Below are 15,364 nucleotides of genomic sequence, written 5' to 3'. Positions count from 1 at the left end.
TGGTTGTACTGGTCGAGACCACCATAGGCGGGCCCGGCCGGCGGCTACCGCGCCGTCAGTCGCTGCGTCGCCACCAGGCGGCGAAGTACAGCACCATCGCCCCGGTCAACGCGAGCAGCACCCACAGCACCAGGATCTGATCGATCCACGCGCCCGGCGGCGGCGCGCCGGGCATGAAGTTGCGGATAGGAATGATCGCGAAGAGCGACGCGGCGTACCACGTGCCGAAGGGCGGGAGGAAGTTGCGCCGCCCGCGCAGCATCTCGATCGACACGAAGAGAGCCAGCGCGGGCAGGGTTATCAACACCAGGCACAGGCCCACATCGAAGGCGAGCGGTCCCTTCGCGCGCTTCAACGTCACCGTCTCGTAGTCGCCGTCGTCAGCCGACTGGGTGGCCGGCCCGCTTCGCGTGCTGGTGATGTCCCACCCGTCGAGTCCGCCGGTCACCACCACCCGAGCGGGCTCGAACGTGCGGTCGTCACCGCTTCCGACGATGATGTCGGCTCCCAGAGCGCCGACCGTGTACGAGTCGAAAGGCCACTTGTCCGGGTCGCCCTTCGCGGACAGCGTGGCGCTGATCTGGGCAGGCAACTGGCCCCTCGGCGTCTGCAGGTCGTCGATGTCGATGTTGATCTCGTTGATGAACAGCCGCACCGCGATATCGGTGTTGACCACGTTGAGGTCGTCGTTCATGTGGTTGTCCGACGGGAAGACCACGACCTCGACGTCGATCTGGTTGGCGACCGTGTGCAGTTCCGACAGGGTGACCTGGACGATGTTGTCTCCGCTGTCTCCGAGGTCAGGAGGACCCAATGAGACGGGCTCGCCGGAGAGATAGTGATAACCGACCAGCGACGTGATGTAGACGACCAGGATGATCAGCACCGTGGCGATGTCGGCCAGCCGTGCGCGTCGGCGATTACGGGACTTCGGCAACGACGCTTCCGGCACCTTCGGGATGTTAATTCGCGCCGGCGCCGTTTCCGGTGCGCCGTGCCGGTGGAAATCCGCGACTGACCGTACCGATTTAGATGTGACCAGCGGTAGCGGTTAAGGTGTTCCGTCATGACAGAGCAGACGCATGCTGATGTCGCCGCCGGGGCGGCCCCGACGGTTGGGGTGGTACGCGAATCAGAAGCCGACGAGCGCCGCGTCGCGTTGGTGCCGAAGGCCGTCGCGTCGCTGGTGAAGAGCGGTGTCGCCGTCGTCGTGGAGTCCGGCGCGGGCGAGCGGGCCCTTCTGCCCGACGACCTCTACACCGCAGCGGGCGCGACGTTCGGTGACGCATGGAGGACCGACGTCGTGGTCAAAGTTGCGCCGCCGACCGCCGAAGAGGTCGCCAAGCTCACGAGCGGGCAGACGCTGATCGGTTTCCTCGCCCCACGCAACGACGACAACCAGATCGCCGCCCTGAAGGCCGCAGGTGTGCAGGCCTTCGCCGTCGAGGCGATCCCGCGCATCTCGCGCGCCCAGGTGATGGACGCGCTGTCGTCACAGGCCAACGTTGCGGGCTACAAGGCCGTGCTGCTGGCGGCTTCGGAGTCGACGCGGTTCTTCCCGATGCTCACCACGGCCGCAGGCACCGTGAAACCGGCGTCGGTGCTGGTGCTCGGCGTCGGCGTGGCGGGGCTGCAGGCGCTGGCCACCGCCAAGCGGCTCGGCGCGCGCACCACCGGCTACGACGTGCGCCCCGAGGTGGCCGATCAGGTCCGCTCGGTCGGCGCGCAGTGGCTCGAGCTGGGCATCGAGGCGGCCGGGGAGGGCGGCTATGCCCGCGAGCTGTCCGACGAGGAACGCGCACAACAGCAGAAGGAACTGGAGCAGGCGATCACCGGCTTCGACGTCGTGATCACCACCGCGCTGGTGCCCGGCAGGCCGGCGCCCCGACTGGTGACGGCCGCCGCGGTCGAGGGGATGAAGCCGGGCAGCGTGGTCGTCGACCTCGCCGGCGAGACGGGCGGCAACTGCGAGCTCACCGAGCCGGGGCAGACCGTGGTCCGCCACGGCGTCACGATCGCCTCACCGCTGAACCTTCCGGCCACCATGCCCGAACACGCCAGCGAGCTGTACTCGAAGAACCTGACCTCGCTGCTGGAGCTACTGATCAGCGACGGCAAGCTCATGCCCGATTTCGATGACGAGGTGGTGGCGGCCTCCTGCGTCACCCGGGGAGAAAACTGATGTACGACAACCTGCTGGCCAATCTCGCGATCCTGGTGCTCGCCGGGTTCGTCGGGTTCGCCGTGATCTCCAAGGTGCCCAACACCTTGCACACACCGCTGATGTCGGGCACCAACGCAATCCACGGCATCGTGGTGCTCGGTGCGCTGATCGTGCTGGGCGATCTGCCCGCAGACGCGCCATGGGGTGTGCGGACGATCGCCTTCGTGGCGCTGATCTTCGGCACGCTCAACGTGATCGGCGGCTTCCTGGTCACCGACCGGATGCTGGGGATGTTCAAAGGGCGAAGGCCCGCCCAGAACACCGAGCCCAAAGCTGTTGAGGCGGCTGACAAGTGAACTATCTGGTCACCGTCCTCTATATCGTCGCGTTCTCGCTGTTCATCCTCGGCCTGTCCGGGCTGACCGGACCCAAAACCGCGGTGCGGGGCAACTGGATCGCGGCCACCGGTATGGCCATCGCCGTGATCGCCACGCTGATCAAGGTGCGCGACACCGCGCCGATCAACTGGGTGCTGATCGCGGCCGGATTGGCGCTCGGCGTGATTCTCGGTGTGCCACCGGCCAAGAAGACCAAGATGACCGCGATGCCGCAGTTGGTGGCGCTGTTCAACGGCGTCGGCGGGGGCACGGTCGCGTTGATCGCGTGGGCGGAGTTCATCGAGACCGATGGCTTCGCGCATTTCACGCCCGACCAGCATCCGACGGTGGCGTTGGTGGCGGGGTCGCTGCTGGCCGCGATCATCGGGTCGGTGTCGTTCTGGGGTTCGCTGGTGGCGTTCCTCAAACTGCAGGAGTCGATCCCCAAGAACGTCGAGAAGCGACTTGTCGCTTCCGCGAAGGTGTTTCAGGCCGCCAACGTCGTGCTGCTGCTCGGTGCGACCGCCGCCGCGATCTACATCGGGCTCAACGCCGGAACCGGTAGCCCCGGGTGGGCGATCGCCCTGGTCCTGGTGTTCGCCGGCCTGATGGGCCTGTTCGTGGTGTTCCCTATCGGCGGCGCGGACATGCCGGTCGTCATCTCGTTGCTCAACGCGCTGACTGGATTGTCCGCGGCCGCAGCGGGTCTGGCGCTGGACAACACCGCGATGATCGTGGCGGGCATGATCGTCGGCGCATCGGGTTCGATCCTGACCAACCTGATGGCCGTGGCGATGAACCGGTCGATTCCGGCGATCGTGTTCGGCTCCTTCGGCGGCGGCGCCGAGGCGGTGGCCGGGCCGGGGGGCGACCAGGGCACGGTCAAGGCCACCTCCGCCGCGGACGCCGCGATCCAGATGGCCTACGCCAACCAGGTGATCGTCGTCCCCGGTTACGGGCTGGCCGTCGCGCAGGCCCAGCACACCGTCAAAGAGATGGCCGACTTGTTGGAAAGCAAAGGCGTCGAGGTGAAGTACGCCATCCATCCTGTCGCGGGCCGTATGCCCGGGCACATGAACGTGCTGCTGGCCGAGGCCGACGTCGAGTACGACTCGATGAAGGAGATGGACGACGTCAACGGCGAATTCGGCCGCACCGACGTCACTTTGGTCATCGGCGCCAACGACGTCACCAATCCGGCCGCGCGTAACGACCCGTCGAGCCCGATTCACGGCATGCCGATCCTCAACGTCGACGAGTCGCGTTCGGTGATCGTGCTCAAGCGGTCGATGAACGCGGGCTACGCGGGCATCGAGAACCCGTTGTTCTTCCTCGACCAGACCTCGATGCTGTTCGGCGACGCCAAGAAGTCGGTCACCTCGGTGATCGAGGAACTCAAGGCGCTCTAGCGCTACCTGCGAGCCGTAAGCTCAAGCGGGTGACGGAGCGACGTTCGCCGGTCGAGGTCCTGCTGGCCCGTGCGGGCGGCGTGCGCGGACTGGTCTACTCCGCGCTGCCGGTCGCGGTGTTCGCGGTATCGTCGCCGACGTTGGGCCTGCTGGTGGCCACAGGAGCCGCCGTGGGCGCCGCGGCCCTCGTGGCGATCGCGCAACTGCTGCAACGAGGTTCGATACGGCCCGCCCTGTTCGGCTTCGCCGGGGTGGCGGTCTGCGCGGTCGTGGCCTTGATCACCGGCCGCGCCAAGGACTTCTATCTGCCGGGGATCTGGATGTACCTCGGTCTGGCGATCGCGTTCACCACGTCGTTGGTGGTGCGGCGTCCGCTGGTCGGAGTCGTGTGGGCGTGGATCACCGGACGCGACAGTGCCTGGCGGCAGGTCCCACGGGTGCGCCTGGCTTTTGACATCGCCACCGCGGTGATGGCCACGTCGTCGTGGTCGCGCTTTCTGGTGCAGTACTACCTCTACGACACCGACCGGGAGGGACTGCTCGCGGTGGCCCGTGTCGCGATGGGGTGGCCGATCTTCGTGATCACCTCGTCGGTAATCTACCTCGCGATCCGCACGGCGCTGCGCACGCTGCCGCGCGCTGCCTAACAGCGGGCGATTCAGCCGGCGCCGGTCGGGTAACCGGACGGCATGGACATGCACGCGCTTCTTCAGATGCCCGAATCGGCCGACTCACTCGACGCGGTCGCGGACCGGACGGCCGATGCTGTCGACCGGATGCTCGGTGACGGCGCGTTGGCACGGGGACTGCGCGGCTCGTGGCTGGGGCACCCCACACATCCGCTGATGGTCACCCTGCCGATCGGCGCGTGGATGTCGTCGATGGTGCTGGATCTACTGTTCAAGGACCGCGACGCCGCGCGGCAGCTGATCGCGATCGGGCTGGCCGCGACACCGCCCGCAGTGCTGGCCGGGCTGGCGGAGTTTCCCACGCTGGGGACGCGGCAGAGGCGAGTCGGCCTCCTGCACGCGGCGGGCAACACGGTCGCGGCAGTGGCGTTCTGGGTGGCTTATCGGAAGTACAAGCGCGGCAAGGTGGGTGCGGCGCGCACGTTCAGCGTGCTCGGCTTGACCGCGGTCTCAGTGGGCGGCGCGCTCGGCGGACATCTGTCCTACGCCCAGGGCGCGGGTGTGCACCGCTGGCAGTTGACGGGTTAAACCGGCGGATAAGCAGGCGGCGGGTACACCCCGCGAAGAATCCACGCGAACCAGTTCACGCCGTACTCCAGCTCGTCGCTCGCGTCATAGTCCGGATTCGGATCCATGGGGTCACCTCTCGAGTGCGGCCGGTAATGACCGAAGTCTAGACCCGCCGTGCGGCCGGCGACACCCCCAACACCTACACTTCCAACCAGTTGATTGACACCCGGACGAGGTTCCGGCCTGCATATAGTGAGTCGCCATGCCCTCTGCGGACGCCGCCACCCCGAACGGGAGGACCCGTCGCGACGAGTTGTTGGCGGTCGCGACCAAGCTCTTCGCTGCGCGCGGCTACCACGGCACCCGGATGGACGACGTCGCCGACGCGGTCGGCCTGAACAAGGCGACCGTCTACCACTACTACGCCAGCAAGTCGCTGATCCTCTACGACATCTACAAGGGTGCCGCCGACTTCACCGTCGACGCGCTGCACGACGACCCGTCGGCGTCCGCGCGCGAAACGATCTACCACTTCACCCGCCGGCTGCTCGTCGGCATCGCCAGCGATATCGAACGCGCTGCCGTCTACTTCCAGGAGGGCCCCTACATCGGCGAGTGGTTCACCGAAGACCAGGTGGCCTATATCCGGGAGAAGGAGACGCAGGTCTACGAACACGTGCGCGACGTCATCGACCGTGGCATCGCCAGCGGCGAGTTCTACGACTGCGATTCGCACGTCCTCGCGCTCGGCTACATCGGCATGACATTGGGCGCCTACCGCTGGCTGCGGCCGCACGGCAGGCGTACCGCACAGGAGATCGCGGTCGAGTTCAGCACGGCGCTGCTGCGCGGTCTGATCCGTGACGAGACCGTGCGCACTGAGTCGCCGCTGGGCATCGAGGTCGACGCATTGCCCGGGGAACCCGACACCGCGACCGCACCGTGAAGTCACTGCTGCTGTCGCGCCGCGACCTCGACTTCCTGCTGTATGAGTGGTTGAAGGTCGAGGAGTTGACCGAGCGCGAGCGGTTCGGCGAACACTCGCGCGAGACTTTCGACGCGGTGCTGGAGCTCTGCGAGCAATTGGCGACGCGGTACTTCGCGCCGCACAACAAGAAGAGCGATGCCAACGAGCCGACCTTCGACGGCGAGAAGGTGACCGTCATCCCCGAGGTCAAGGAGGCCTGGGATGCGTTCGCCGAGGCCGACCTCATCGCGATGTCGATGGAACACCGTCTCGGCGGCGCGCAGCTGCCCGCAACCGTGGCGCAGGCCGCCTTCGCCTGGTTTTCGGCGGCCAACCTGAGCACGACGGGCTATCTGATGCTGACGATGGCCAACGCCAACCTGCTGGCCCGCTTCGGCACCGACGAGCAGGTCGAGGAGTTCGTCAAACCGATGCTGGCCGGGCGGTTCTCGGGCACCATGGCGTTGTCGGAGACCCAGGCGGGTTCGTCGCTGGCCGACATCGTCACCCGCGCCGAACCGGCCGACGATGGCACCTACCGGCTGTTTGGATCGAAGATGTGGATCTCGGGTGCCGAACACGAACTCACCGACAACATCGTCAACCTGGTGCTCGCCAAGATCCCCGGCGGCCCACCGGGAACCAAGGGCATCTCGCTGTTCATCGTGCCCAAGTACCTGACCGACGGCGACGGCGCGATCGGCGAGCGCAACGACGTCGTCCTGGCCGGGCTGAACCACAAGATGGGTCAACGTGGTATCACGAACACGGTGCTCAACCTCGGCGAGGGCGCGTACACACCCGGCGGGCAGCCGGGCGCGGTCGGATACCTCGTCGGTGAGCCGCACCGCGGGATCGCCTACATGTTCACGATGATGAACGAGGCGCGCCTCGGCGTCGGGATGGGTGCGGTGGCGCTCGGTTACACCGGCTATCTCAAGTCGGTTCAGTACGCCCGCGAGCGCCCACAGGGGCGACCGGTCAGCGACAAGGACCCGTCGACACCCCAGGTGCCGATCATCGAGCACGCCGATGTCAAGCGAATGCTGCTGGCCCAGAAGGCCTATGCCGAAGGGGGGTTGGCGTTGCTGCTGTACTGCGCCAAGCTCGTCGACCTCCAGCACAGCGCGGCCTCCGATGAGGAGCGCGACAGCACCACGTTGCTGCTCGAGATGCTGACACCGGTCGGCAAGAGTTGGCCCTCGCAATGGTGTCTGGAGGCCAACAGCCTGGCGATCCAGGTGCACGGTGGCTACGGCTACACCCGCGAATACGACGTCGAGCAGCACTACCGCGACAACCGGCTCAACCCGATCCACGAAGGGACACACGGTATCCAGAGCCTGGACCTGTTGGGCCGCAAGGTCCCTGCGCGCGGGGGTGCCGGGCTGGCGGCGCTGGGTGCGGCCATCGGAGCGACGGCTGCCGAGGCCGGCCCGCTCGGCGGCCGGATCACCGAACACGCAAGTCTGTTGGATGCCGCATTGCAGCGCCTCACCGCCGTCACCGCCGAGATGTTCGGCTCCGGCGACGTCGAGGCCGCGATGGCCAACAGCGTGATCTACCTCGAGGCGTTCGGCCACATCGTCGTCGCCTGGATGTGGCTGCAGCAGGAGATCGCCGCGCACGATCACAGCGGAGACTTCTATGACGGCAAGCGTCAAGCCGCCCGCTACTTCTTTCGCTACGAACTACCCAAGACCGCACCGCAACTCGACCTTCTCGCCAGCCTGGACCGCACCACGCTGGACATGCACGAGCGCTGGTTCTGACCTCTACCCGAAGCGGATGACCTGACGCACGGCGCGGCCACCGGCCAGTTCGTCCATGGCGGAGTTGATTTCGTCGAGCGTGATCGTCGACGACACCAGCGACTCGACCGGCAACCGTCCCGCACGCCACAATTCGACGAAGTGGGGGATCTCGCGGGAGGGGACCGCCGAACCGAGGTAGCTGCCGATCAGCGAGCGTCCCTCGGCGACAAAACCCAAGGGCGACAACGATACCCGCGCATCGGGTGGAGGCAGGCCGACCGTCACCGTGCGACCCCCCGCGGCGGTGAGCTCCACCGCGGTTTCCAGGGCGCTCGGATGACCGACCGCCTCGATCACGACGGCGGCTTTGAACCCGCTGTCACGAGCCGCCTCCGGGGTGTACGCCTCGTGCACCCCGAGGCCGCGGGCCCGCTCGAGTTTGTCGGGCAGCTGGTCGACGCCGACCACACGGACGTCGTCGGCAGCCAGTGCGGTGAGTACCGCGGCCATCCCGACGCCGCCGAGGCCGACGACGGCCACGGTGTCGCCCGCTCGCGGTCGGCCGGCGTTGATCACCGCACCGCCCCCGGTCAGCACCGCGCAGCCCAGCAGCGACGCCACCGCCGCGGGCACGTCGTCGGGCACCGGCACGACCGAACGGCGGTCGACGACTGCGTGGGTTGCGAAACCGGAGACGCCGAGATGGTGATGGACGGGTTCGCCGTCGCGCGACAACCGGCGCTCACCGGTCATCAGCGTGCCTGCCCCGTTGGCCGCCGAACCCGGCTCGCAGGGCGTGAGACCGTCCGTCGCACACGCCGGACACTCACCGCACCGAGGCAGGAACGTCATCACCACGCGGGCGCCGACCTCCAGGTCGGACCCGCCGGCGCCGATCTTTTCGACGATCCCGGCCGCCTCATGGCCGAGAAGCATGGGCACGGGCCGTACACGGTTGCCGTCGACCACCGACAGGTCGGAGTGACACAGACCCGCGGCCTCCACCTGCACCAGCAGTTCCCCGGGGCCGGGCGCGGCGAGGTCGAGTTCGCCGACCGTCAAGGGTTTCGACTCCGCGTACGGCCTCGGCAGGCCGATCTGTTCGAGCACGGCGCCGCGAATTCTCATCTCTACAGCTTGCCGTCACGTCTGCTGAGTCGACAATCCAGTGGCGTGGCTGATGCCGCCGTCGCGGAAGCCGCGCGACTCGGACTCCTTTGAGGTAGCCGAAAGGGGCCATCTGCAGAGGATGGCCGCATCGGGCGATGCGTGCGCCACATGCCCACTCCTACGTTTGCGACATGACTGAAGTCGCCGATATGAGGTCGAGCAGCGAACCTTGCGGAAAGCCGCAATCGGCTGCGTGGCTGCAACCGCGACACCGTCGGGCGCCTGCGCGCCAGCGGCTTCACGGTCTCGGCCCAGAACGTCGTTTGGCGCGGCATGCCGGCGATCGTCCACCCGCTCGCCATGGGACGGGCGACACGCACCTGACTGCCTTGACTGCGAGACTGCTGCCATGACCGGTAGCGAGCAGACACACCCCAGCGCGGACTTCCCGGTGCACTGGGCTGTGACCACCAGGTGGGCCGACAACGACATGTTCGGCCACCTCAACAACGCGGTGTACTACGCGCTGTTCGACTCGGCGATCAACGGCTGGATCAACACCAGCCTCGGGATCGACCCGCTGACCGTGCCCTGGCTCGGCGTCGTGGCCGAATCGGGGTGCCGGTACCTGGCCGAGCTTCGGTTCCCGGATCCGCTGACGGTCGGACTGGCGGTCACCCGGCTGGGCACCAGCAGCGTCACCTACCGGTTAGGGCTCTGGCAGCACGACGGCCCGACCGCGGCGGTCGGGCACTGGGTGCACGTCTATGTGGACCGGGGCGGTCGGCGGCCGGTGCCGATCCCGGCGTCGATCCGCGAGCTGCTGGAAACGGCGCGCGTGGAGTAGTCGATATGCTCGTCGGATGCCGCTCGTGAGTAAAACCGTCGAGGTGGCGGCCTCCGCCGAGGCGATCATGGGGATCGTCGCCGACTTCGAGGCCTACCCCCAGTGGAACGAAGAGATCAAAGGGTGCTGGGTGCTGGCCCGGTACGACGACGGCCGGCCCAGCCAGTTACGTCTCGACGTCGTCGTGCAGGGGCAGGCGGGCACGTTCATCACCGCGGTCTACTACCCGGGCGAGAACCAGATCTTCACGGTGCTGCAGCAGGGCGATCATTTCGACAAGCAGGAGCAGAAGTTCTCGGTGGTTCCGATGGGCCCCACCTCGCTGCTGACCGTCGACCTCGACGTCGAGACCAAGCTGCCCATCCCGAAGCAGATGGTGAAGAAGGCGATCGGGGACACGCTGGACTACTTGGCCGACAACCTCAAGGCCCGCGCCGAACAACTGGCCTCCAAGTAGCGCCGGTTCGTCAATCGGGCAGCGTATCCAGCCACTTCTCAAAGTCGCGGCCCGCGAGCATGTCGGCTTCGGCCCGCAGGTCGAGCACCCGCTTGCGAATCCGGTCTGCGGTCGAGCGCGGGGTGTCACCCGGGCCGTAGAGTCCGCGCCGCACCCGCCGCACGCGGCCGTGTGCCATCTCCCAGCGCAAGGCGTCGGAGACCCACTTGGGGGCCGGTCCGGGGAGTGCGAAGTTGTAGTAGTCGAGTGCGTCGATCAAGTCGGGAATCGTCGTGGGGCCGTGCTGGGACAGATGGAACGTCAGCACGTACCGCAGTTCGACGCCGTAGATGTTCCGCTTGCTGGCCATGGCCACGACTGTGCCGCGAGCGACCGACAGTTTCGGCCCGCCGCGGCGCATCATCCCCAGGCGGTCCGCAGGCGGCTCGCCACCGCCGGGCATATCGACTGCCGACCATTCGCCAAGGTGCCCACCTCGCAGCGAAAAATTCGCTGCCAGCGAAATTTTCGCTGATAGGCGGGCACTCGTCTAAATGGTGGGCAGCTGTCGTCCTGCGGACGGATGATCTGCGCAAGGCGCCGATCTGGGTCCTCCGGTCTGCAACGACCGGTCTCTGGCAGCCGGTCTGCGAAGGCGAGTCTCGTCCTGGAGCCTCAGCTCCACAACCCCGTCTCGTCGAGGCGCGCGATCAGCCGCTGGGCCCCGTCGGTGAACTCGCCGGCCGTCAGTGCGACCACGGTGTCGACGTCACGTCGGCGCAGCGCCGCGATGAGCTCGCGGTGCGTCGCCACCGCCGAAACCCCCCACTGCGGGTCGCCCGCGTAGATCTGCCCGGGCAGATAGCGCGCGACGTGCAGAAGGAACCAGGCCAGCTTGATCCGGCCGCTCGAGCGGTTGAACGCGCGGTGGAACACGAACTCCGCGGCAGCAATCTCCTCGACGTCGTGGCGTGAGACGGCGAGCTCCAAGTCGTCGTTGAGCCGGTCCAACTCGTCGATCTCGTCGGTGGTGATGCGTTGGGTGGACGTGGCCGCGAGCTCCCGCGCGATCGAAGCCTGCAGCCAGAAGATGTCCTCGACGTCGGCGCGTGACAGCGGCACCACCACGTGGCCGCGGTGCGGTTCGAGCTGCACCATGCCCTCACCGCGCAGCGTGCGCAGCGCCTCGCGCACCGGGGTGATGCTCACTCCGAGCGCCGCGGCGGTCTCGTCGAGCCTGATGAAGGTGCCCGGCCGCAACACGCCTGTCATGATGTCGGCGCGCAGACGCGCCGCGACCTCGTCGGACAGTTGTTCACGCCGCACTCCCCGCGGCGGCCTGGGAAGCCGTGCGGTGGGTGCGTTCACTGTGTTCTCCGGTGCGTTCTGGCCATCAACGACGAGGAAATGACGAGGGCTTGTACCCAAGCGGCCGAGGCCATAGTGTGACCGGGGCAACACCATGTTTGATCAAATGTCAAACGCGCGCAACCCCCGAGATTCGATGGAGCAGCAGCAGGTGAGTTCCCTTCCCCCGCCGGAACCCGACCCCACTACACAGCCGTACCTCGCCCGCAGGCAGAACTGGACGAACCAGCTAGCCCGCCATGCGCTGATGCAGCCCGACGCCACCGCCTTGCGCCACCTCGGCAAGACCACGACCTGGCGTGAGCTCGACGAGCGGGTGAACGGGCTGGCCGGCGCGTTGAGCCGCCGCGGGGTGAGCTTCGGCGACCGGGTGCTGATCCTGATGCTCAACCGCACCGAGTACGTCGAGGCGTTCCTCGCGGTCAACAAGCTCGGTGCGGTCGCGGTACCGGTCAACTTCCGCATGACCCCGCCCGAGATCGCGTACCTGGTCAGTGACTGCCAAGCCACGGTCGTCATCACCGAGGCGGTCCTGGCCACCGTCGCCACCGCGGTCCGCGACATCGACTCGACGCTGACCACCGTCATCGTGGCCGGCGGCGCCACCGAGAACGACGTGCTCGGCTACGACGACCTGATCACCGAGTCCGGTGAGCCGGCGACGGTCGTCGACATCCCCAACGACTCCCCTGCGCTGATCATGTACACCTCCGGCACTACGGGCCGGCCCAAAGGCGCGGTGCTCACCCACACCAACATCGCCGGCCAGGCGCTGACGTTCCTGTTCACCAACGGCGCCGACATCAACAACGACGTCGGGTTCATCGGCGTGCCCATGTTCCACATCGCCGGTATCGGCAACATGATCCCCGGCCTGCTGCTGGGCCGGCCGACGGTCATCTATCCGCTGGGCGCCTTCAATCCGGATGAGCTGCTCGACGTCCTCGAAGCCGAGCAGGTGACCGGGATCTTCCTCGTGCCCGCGCAGTGGCAGGCGGTGTGCGCCGCGCAGAAGGCACGGCCGCGTCAGCTGCGGCTGCGGGTGTTGTCCTGGGGCGCCGCGCCGGCGTCGGACACCCTGCTGCGCCAGATGGCCGAGACCTTCCCCGGCACCCAGATCCTGGCCGCCTTCGGCCAGACGGAGATGTCGCCGGTGACCTGCATGCTGTTGGGCGAGGACGCGATCCGCAAACTCGGATCGGTCGGCAAGGTGATCCCCACCGTCGCGGCGCGTGTGGTCGACGAGGACATGAACGATGTGCCGATCGGTCAGGTCGGCGAGATCGTCTACCGCGCACCGACTCTCATGGCCGGCTACTGGAACAATCCCCAGGCCACCGCCGAAGCGTTTGCTGGCGGGTGGTTTCACTCCGGCGATCTCGTCCGCCAGGACGAGGAGGGCTACGTCTGGGTGGTCGACCGCAAGAAGGACATGATCATCTCCGGCGGAGAGAACATCTACTGCGCCGAAGTCGAGAACGCGCTCGCCGCCCACCCGGCGATCGCGGAGGTCGCCGTCATCGGGCGCCCGGACGAGAAATGGGGCGAGGTCCCCGTCGCGGTCGTCGCCCTCGGCGCGGCCGAGCAGACCGACCTTGACCTGCGCGAGCTCGACGCGTTCCTCGACGAACGGCTCGCCCGGTACAAGCATCCGAAGGCCGTCGAGGTCGTTGATGCGTTGCCGCGCAACCCCGCCGGCAAAGTCCTGAAAACCGAACTGCGCGCGCGGTTTGGGGCCGACAGGTGGGCTGACGCCGCTGAAAGTAGCTCTGAGGGAACGGTTTCTGCTGCGCCACAGCCGAATTAGAGAACGGAATCGGGTTTGCTAACGGTTACGGGCACAATCCGCCCGATGCCCTGCACGGCGGGAATCGCATCGGGTACATTCCTGTGGTCTGTCTTACTACCGACTGGTAGCGAGACGGGGATAACAACAATCAGGTCGGGGCAAGGAGGGGTCGTGCGACAGGGGCTGCCGGTGCACCGCGACAGTCGCCGTTGCGCCACGGGAGCACACTGGTGACGGCGTCGACCGGCGTTGTCGGTTACGTACGCGATCAGGTCAGACCCGGCCTGGAGGCGGTCGGCGGCTTCGTGCGCATGTGCGTTCTCGTCGGTAAGGCACTGCTCAAGCCGCCGTTCCAGTGGCGCGAGTTCATCCTGCAGAGCTGGTTTTTGATGCGGGTCGCGTTCCTGCCGACGCTGGCGGTCTCCATCCCGTTGACCGTGCTGCTGATCTTCACGCTCAACATCCTGTTGGCCGAGTTCGGCGCCGCCGACGTCTCCGGTGCGGGGGCGGCCATCGGCGCCGTCACGCAGCTCGGGCCACTGGTGACGGTGCTCGTGGTCGCCGGGGCGGGCTCGACCGCCATCTGCGCAGACCTGGGAGCGCGCACCATCCGCGAGGAGATCGACGCGCTCGAGGTGCTTGGGATCGACCCGATCCACCGGCTGGTGGTGCCCCGCGTCGTCGCCTCCACCTTCGTCGCCTTGTTGCTCAACGGCGCGGTGATCACGGTCGGCCTGGTCGGTGGCTTCATCTTCGGCGTCTACCTGCAAAACGTCTCGGCGGGCGCGTACGTCTCGACGCTGACCCTGATCACCGGACTGCCCGAGGTCCTCATCTCGATCATCAAGGCCATGACGTTCGGTCTGATCGCCGGCCTGGTTGGCTGTTATCGCGGCCTGACGGTCGCCGGTGGCGCGAAGGGCGTCGGCACCGCGGTCAACGAGACCCTGGTGCTCTGCGTCATCGCGCTGTTCGCGGTCAACGTGGTCCTGACCACGATCGGTGTTCGGTTCGGAACAGGGAGCTGACGTGTCGACGACAACGGTCCTGCGTTCTCGGTTTCCGCGGGGGTTCAGCCGTGCCCAAAGCGTCGCCGGCGCACCGGCGCGGTTCCTCGACAGCGTCGGGCACGTCGCGTGGTTCATCATCACCGCGGTCGGGTCGATCGGCCACGCACTGCGTTACTACCGCAAGGAGACGCTGCGCCTGATCGCCGAAATCGGCATGGGCACGGGCGCGATGGCCGTGATCGGCGGCACGGTCGCGATCGTCGGCTTCGTGACACTGTCGGGTTCGTCGCTGGTCGCGATCCAGGGCTTCGCCTCACTGGGCAACATCGGTGTCGAGGCGTTCACCGGCTTCTTCGCCGCATTGATCAACGTGCGCATCGCCGCTCCGGTCGTCGCGGGTCAGGCGCTGGCCGCCACGGTCGGCGCGGGCGCGACCGCCGAGCTGGGCGCGATGCGCATCAGCGAGGAGATCGACGCGCTCGAGGTGATGGGCATCAAGTCGATCTCGTATCTGGTGTCGACGCGGATCATGGCCGGCTTCATCGTGATCATCCCGCTGTACGCGATGGCGATCATCATGAGCTTCTTGTCCGCTCAGGTGACCACTACGATCTTCTACGGCCAGTCGATCGGCACCTACGAGCACTACTTCCGAACGTTCCTGCGTCCCGACGACGTCTTCTGGTCGTTCATCCAGGCAGTGATCATCTCGGTGATCGTGATGCTCAACCACTGCTACTACGGCTACTTCGCCAGCGGCGGCCCGGTGGGCGTCGGCGAGGCCGTCGGTCGCTCGATGCGCGCATCGCTGGTGGCGATCGTCTGTGTGGTCCTGTTCGCCTCGTTGGCGCTCTACGGCGTCGACCCGAACTTCAACCTGACGGTGTAGCGCCATGACCGCCCCCCTCAACAACCCCCGCACCCCGCCCTACAA

The 15,364-nt window shown here is 67.1% G+C and carries 16 protein-coding genes and 1 pseudogene; 12 read left to right on the top strand and 5 right to left on the bottom strand.

Annotated features, from left to right (window positions below; translation table 11 throughout):
* Nucleotides 1–55: 55 nt before the first annotated feature.
* The gene (locus tag CEX88_RS22720; RefSeq protein WP_202931619.1) at nt 56–952 is read right to left on the bottom strand and encodes a DUF4436 domain-containing protein; all 897 of its coding nucleotides are present in this window, start codon (nt 950–952) and stop codon (nt 56–58) included.
* A gap of 114 nt (nt 953–1,066) precedes the next feature.
* Between CEX88_RS22720 and CEX88_RS22715 the strand changes: the two genes are divergently transcribed.
* From CEX88_RS22715 to CEX88_RS22695, 5 genes are read left to right on the top strand one after another with little or no spacing between them, the layout of a single operon-like run.
* Nucleotides 1,067–2,182, top strand: coding sequence for a Re/Si-specific NAD(P)(+) transhydrogenase subunit alpha (locus tag CEX88_RS22715; RefSeq protein ID WP_094295237.1), 1,116 nt, complete (start codon nt 1,067–1,069; stop codon nt 2,180–2,182).
* Nucleotides 2,182–2,520 (top strand): NAD(P) transhydrogenase subunit alpha part 2, encoded by a 339-nt coding sequence (locus tag CEX88_RS22710; protein ID WP_064394622.1) that lies wholly within the window; start codon nt 2,182–2,184, stop codon nt 2,518–2,520. The genes CEX88_RS22715 and CEX88_RS22710 overlap by 1 nt, the downstream gene beginning before the upstream one ends.
* Nucleotides 2,517–3,950, top strand: coding sequence for an NAD(P)(+) transhydrogenase (Re/Si-specific) subunit beta (locus CEX88_RS22705; RefSeq protein WP_064427985.1), 1,434 nt, complete (start codon nt 2,517–2,519; stop codon nt 3,948–3,950). Before CEX88_RS22710 ends, CEX88_RS22705 begins: the two co-directional genes overlap by 4 nt.
* Before the next feature lie 29 nt (nt 3,951–3,979).
* On the top strand, nt 3,980–4,597 hold the full coding sequence (locus tag CEX88_RS22700; RefSeq protein ID WP_066841985.1) for a DUF3159 domain-containing protein: 618 nt from the start codon (nt 3,980–3,982) through the stop codon (nt 4,595–4,597).
* A 42-nt stretch (nt 4,598–4,639) separates the two neighbouring features.
* Nucleotides 4,640–5,167, top strand: a complete 528-nt coding sequence (locus tag CEX88_RS22695; RefSeq protein ID WP_094295236.1) for a DUF2231 domain-containing protein — start codon at nt 4,640–4,642, stop codon at nt 5,165–5,167.
* Here CEX88_RS22695 and CEX88_RS26155 read toward each other — a convergent pair.
* A pseudogene (locus CEX88_RS26155) lies at nt 5,164–5,277 on the bottom strand (CAP domain-containing protein); the annotation flags it as partial. The gene CEX88_RS22695 and the pseudogene CEX88_RS26155 overlap by 4 nt on opposite strands.
* Nucleotides 5,278–5,411: 134 nt before the next feature.
* On the opposite strand from CEX88_RS26155, the gene CEX88_RS22685 reads away from it, so the two are divergent.
* Nucleotides 5,412–6,095 (top strand): TetR/AcrR family transcriptional regulator, encoded by a 684-nt coding sequence (locus CEX88_RS22685; protein ID WP_066841983.1) that lies wholly within the window; start codon nt 5,412–5,414, stop codon nt 6,093–6,095.
* Entirely contained in the window at nt 6,092–7,888 is a 1,797-nt protein-coding gene (locus CEX88_RS22680) for an acyl-CoA dehydrogenase (RefSeq protein WP_094295235.1), read from the top strand. Before CEX88_RS22685 ends, CEX88_RS22680 begins: the two co-directional genes overlap by 4 nt.
* Before the next feature lie 3 nt (nt 7,889–7,891).
* Here the strand turns inward: CEX88_RS22680 and CEX88_RS22675 are convergent, their stop codons facing one another.
* Nucleotides 7,892–8,998, bottom strand: a complete 1,107-nt coding sequence (locus CEX88_RS22675) for an alcohol dehydrogenase catalytic domain-containing protein (protein ID WP_094295234.1) — start codon at nt 8,996–8,998, stop codon at nt 7,892–7,894.
* 391 nt (nt 8,999–9,389) lie between these two features.
* Between CEX88_RS22675 and CEX88_RS22670 the strand changes: the two genes are divergently transcribed.
* Together CEX88_RS22670 and CEX88_RS22665 are read left to right on the top strand one after the other, a co-directional pair.
* Nucleotides 9,390–9,827 (top strand): acyl-CoA thioesterase, encoded by a 438-nt coding sequence (locus CEX88_RS22670; RefSeq protein WP_094295233.1) that lies wholly within the window; start codon nt 9,390–9,392, stop codon nt 9,825–9,827.
* Nucleotides 9,828–9,843: 16 nt separating this feature from the next.
* A complete protein-coding gene (locus tag CEX88_RS22665; protein WP_066841977.1) occupies nt 9,844–10,284 on the top strand; it encodes an SRPBCC family protein in 441 nt (146 codons plus the stop codon).
* A gap of 10 nt (nt 10,285–10,294) precedes the next feature.
* Here CEX88_RS22665 and CEX88_RS22660 read toward each other — a convergent pair whose 3' ends face one another.
* Together CEX88_RS22660 and CEX88_RS22655 are read right to left on the bottom strand one after the other, a co-directional pair.
* Nucleotides 10,295–10,633, bottom strand: coding sequence for a hypothetical protein (locus CEX88_RS22660; RefSeq protein WP_094295267.1), 339 nt, complete (start codon nt 10,631–10,633; stop codon nt 10,295–10,297).
* Between the two features lie 305 nt (nt 10,634–10,938).
* Nucleotides 10,939–11,631 (bottom strand): GntR family transcriptional regulator, encoded by a 693-nt coding sequence (locus CEX88_RS22655; protein WP_066841974.1) that lies wholly within the window; start codon nt 11,629–11,631, stop codon nt 10,939–10,941.
* A gap of 136 nt (nt 11,632–11,767) precedes the next feature.
* On the opposite strand from CEX88_RS22655, the gene fadD5 reads away from it, so the two are divergent.
* The 3 genes from fadD5 to CEX88_RS22640 all read left to right on the top strand — a co-directional run bounded on the left by fadD5 (nt 11,768) and on the right by CEX88_RS22640 (nt 15,319).
* On the top strand, nt 11,768–13,438 hold the full coding sequence (fadD5, locus tag CEX88_RS22650) for a fatty-acid--CoA ligase FadD5 (RefSeq protein WP_094295231.1): 1,671 nt from the start codon (nt 11,768–11,770) through the stop codon (nt 13,436–13,438).
* Nucleotides 13,439–13,650: 212 nt separating this feature from the next.
* Nucleotides 13,651–14,448: an MlaE family ABC transporter permease gene (locus tag CEX88_RS22645; RefSeq protein ID WP_094295230.1), complete on the top strand. Its 798-nt coding sequence runs from the start codon at nt 13,651–13,653 to the stop codon at nt 14,446–14,448.
* Between the two features lies 1 nt (nt 14,449).
* Nucleotides 14,450–15,319: an MlaE family ABC transporter permease gene (locus tag CEX88_RS22640; protein ID WP_094295229.1), complete on the top strand. Its 870-nt coding sequence runs from the start codon at nt 14,450–14,452 to the stop codon at nt 15,317–15,319.
* The last annotated feature ends 45 nt before the right edge of the window (nt 15,320–15,364 follow it).

Origin of the sequence: Mycobacterium neumannii (genome assembly GCF_002245615.1) — a bacterium.
GTDB classification, from domain to species: domain Bacteria; phylum Actinomycetota; class Actinomycetes; order Mycobacteriales; family Mycobacteriaceae; genus Mycobacterium; species Mycobacterium neumannii_A.
The sequence above is the reverse complement of the archived record's forward strand: the minus strand, read 5'-3'. Positions and strand labels throughout refer to the sequence as shown.

What these genes read in the sequence shown, in the direction of transcription:
- CEX88_RS22715 (WP_094295237.1), top strand. Translation starts at nt 1,067, where the DNA reads ATGACAGAGCAGACGCATGCTGATGTCGCCGCCGGGGCGGCCCCGACG.
- CEX88_RS22710 (WP_064394622.1), top strand. Translation starts at nt 2,182, where the DNA reads ATGTACGACAACCTGCTGGCCAATCTCGCGATCCTGGTGCTCGCCGGG.
- CEX88_RS22695 (WP_094295236.1), top strand. Translation starts at nt 4,640, where the DNA reads ATGGACATGCACGCGCTTCTTCAGATGCCCGAATCGGCCGACTCACTC.
- CEX88_RS22685 (WP_066841983.1), top strand. Translation starts at nt 5,412, where the DNA reads ATGCCCTCTGCGGACGCCGCCACCCCGAACGGGAGGACCCGTCGCGAC.
- CEX88_RS22675 (WP_094295234.1), bottom strand. Translation starts at nt 8,998, where the DNA reads ATGAGAATTCGCGGCGCCGTGCTCGAACAGATCGGCCTGCCGAGGCCG.
- CEX88_RS22670 (WP_094295233.1), top strand. Translation starts at nt 9,390, where the DNA reads ATGACCGGTAGCGAGCAGACACACCCCAGCGCGGACTTCCCGGTGCAC.
- CEX88_RS22665 (WP_066841977.1), top strand. Translation starts at nt 9,844, where the DNA reads ATGCCGCTCGTGAGTAAAACCGTCGAGGTGGCGGCCTCCGCCGAGGCG.
- CEX88_RS22660 (WP_094295267.1), bottom strand. Translation starts at nt 10,633, where the DNA reads ATGGCCAGCAAGCGGAACATCTACGGCGTCGAACTGCGGTACGTGCTG.
- fadD5 (WP_094295231.1), top strand. Translation starts at nt 11,768, where the DNA reads ATGGAGCAGCAGCAGGTGAGTTCCCTTCCCCCGCCGGAACCCGACCCC.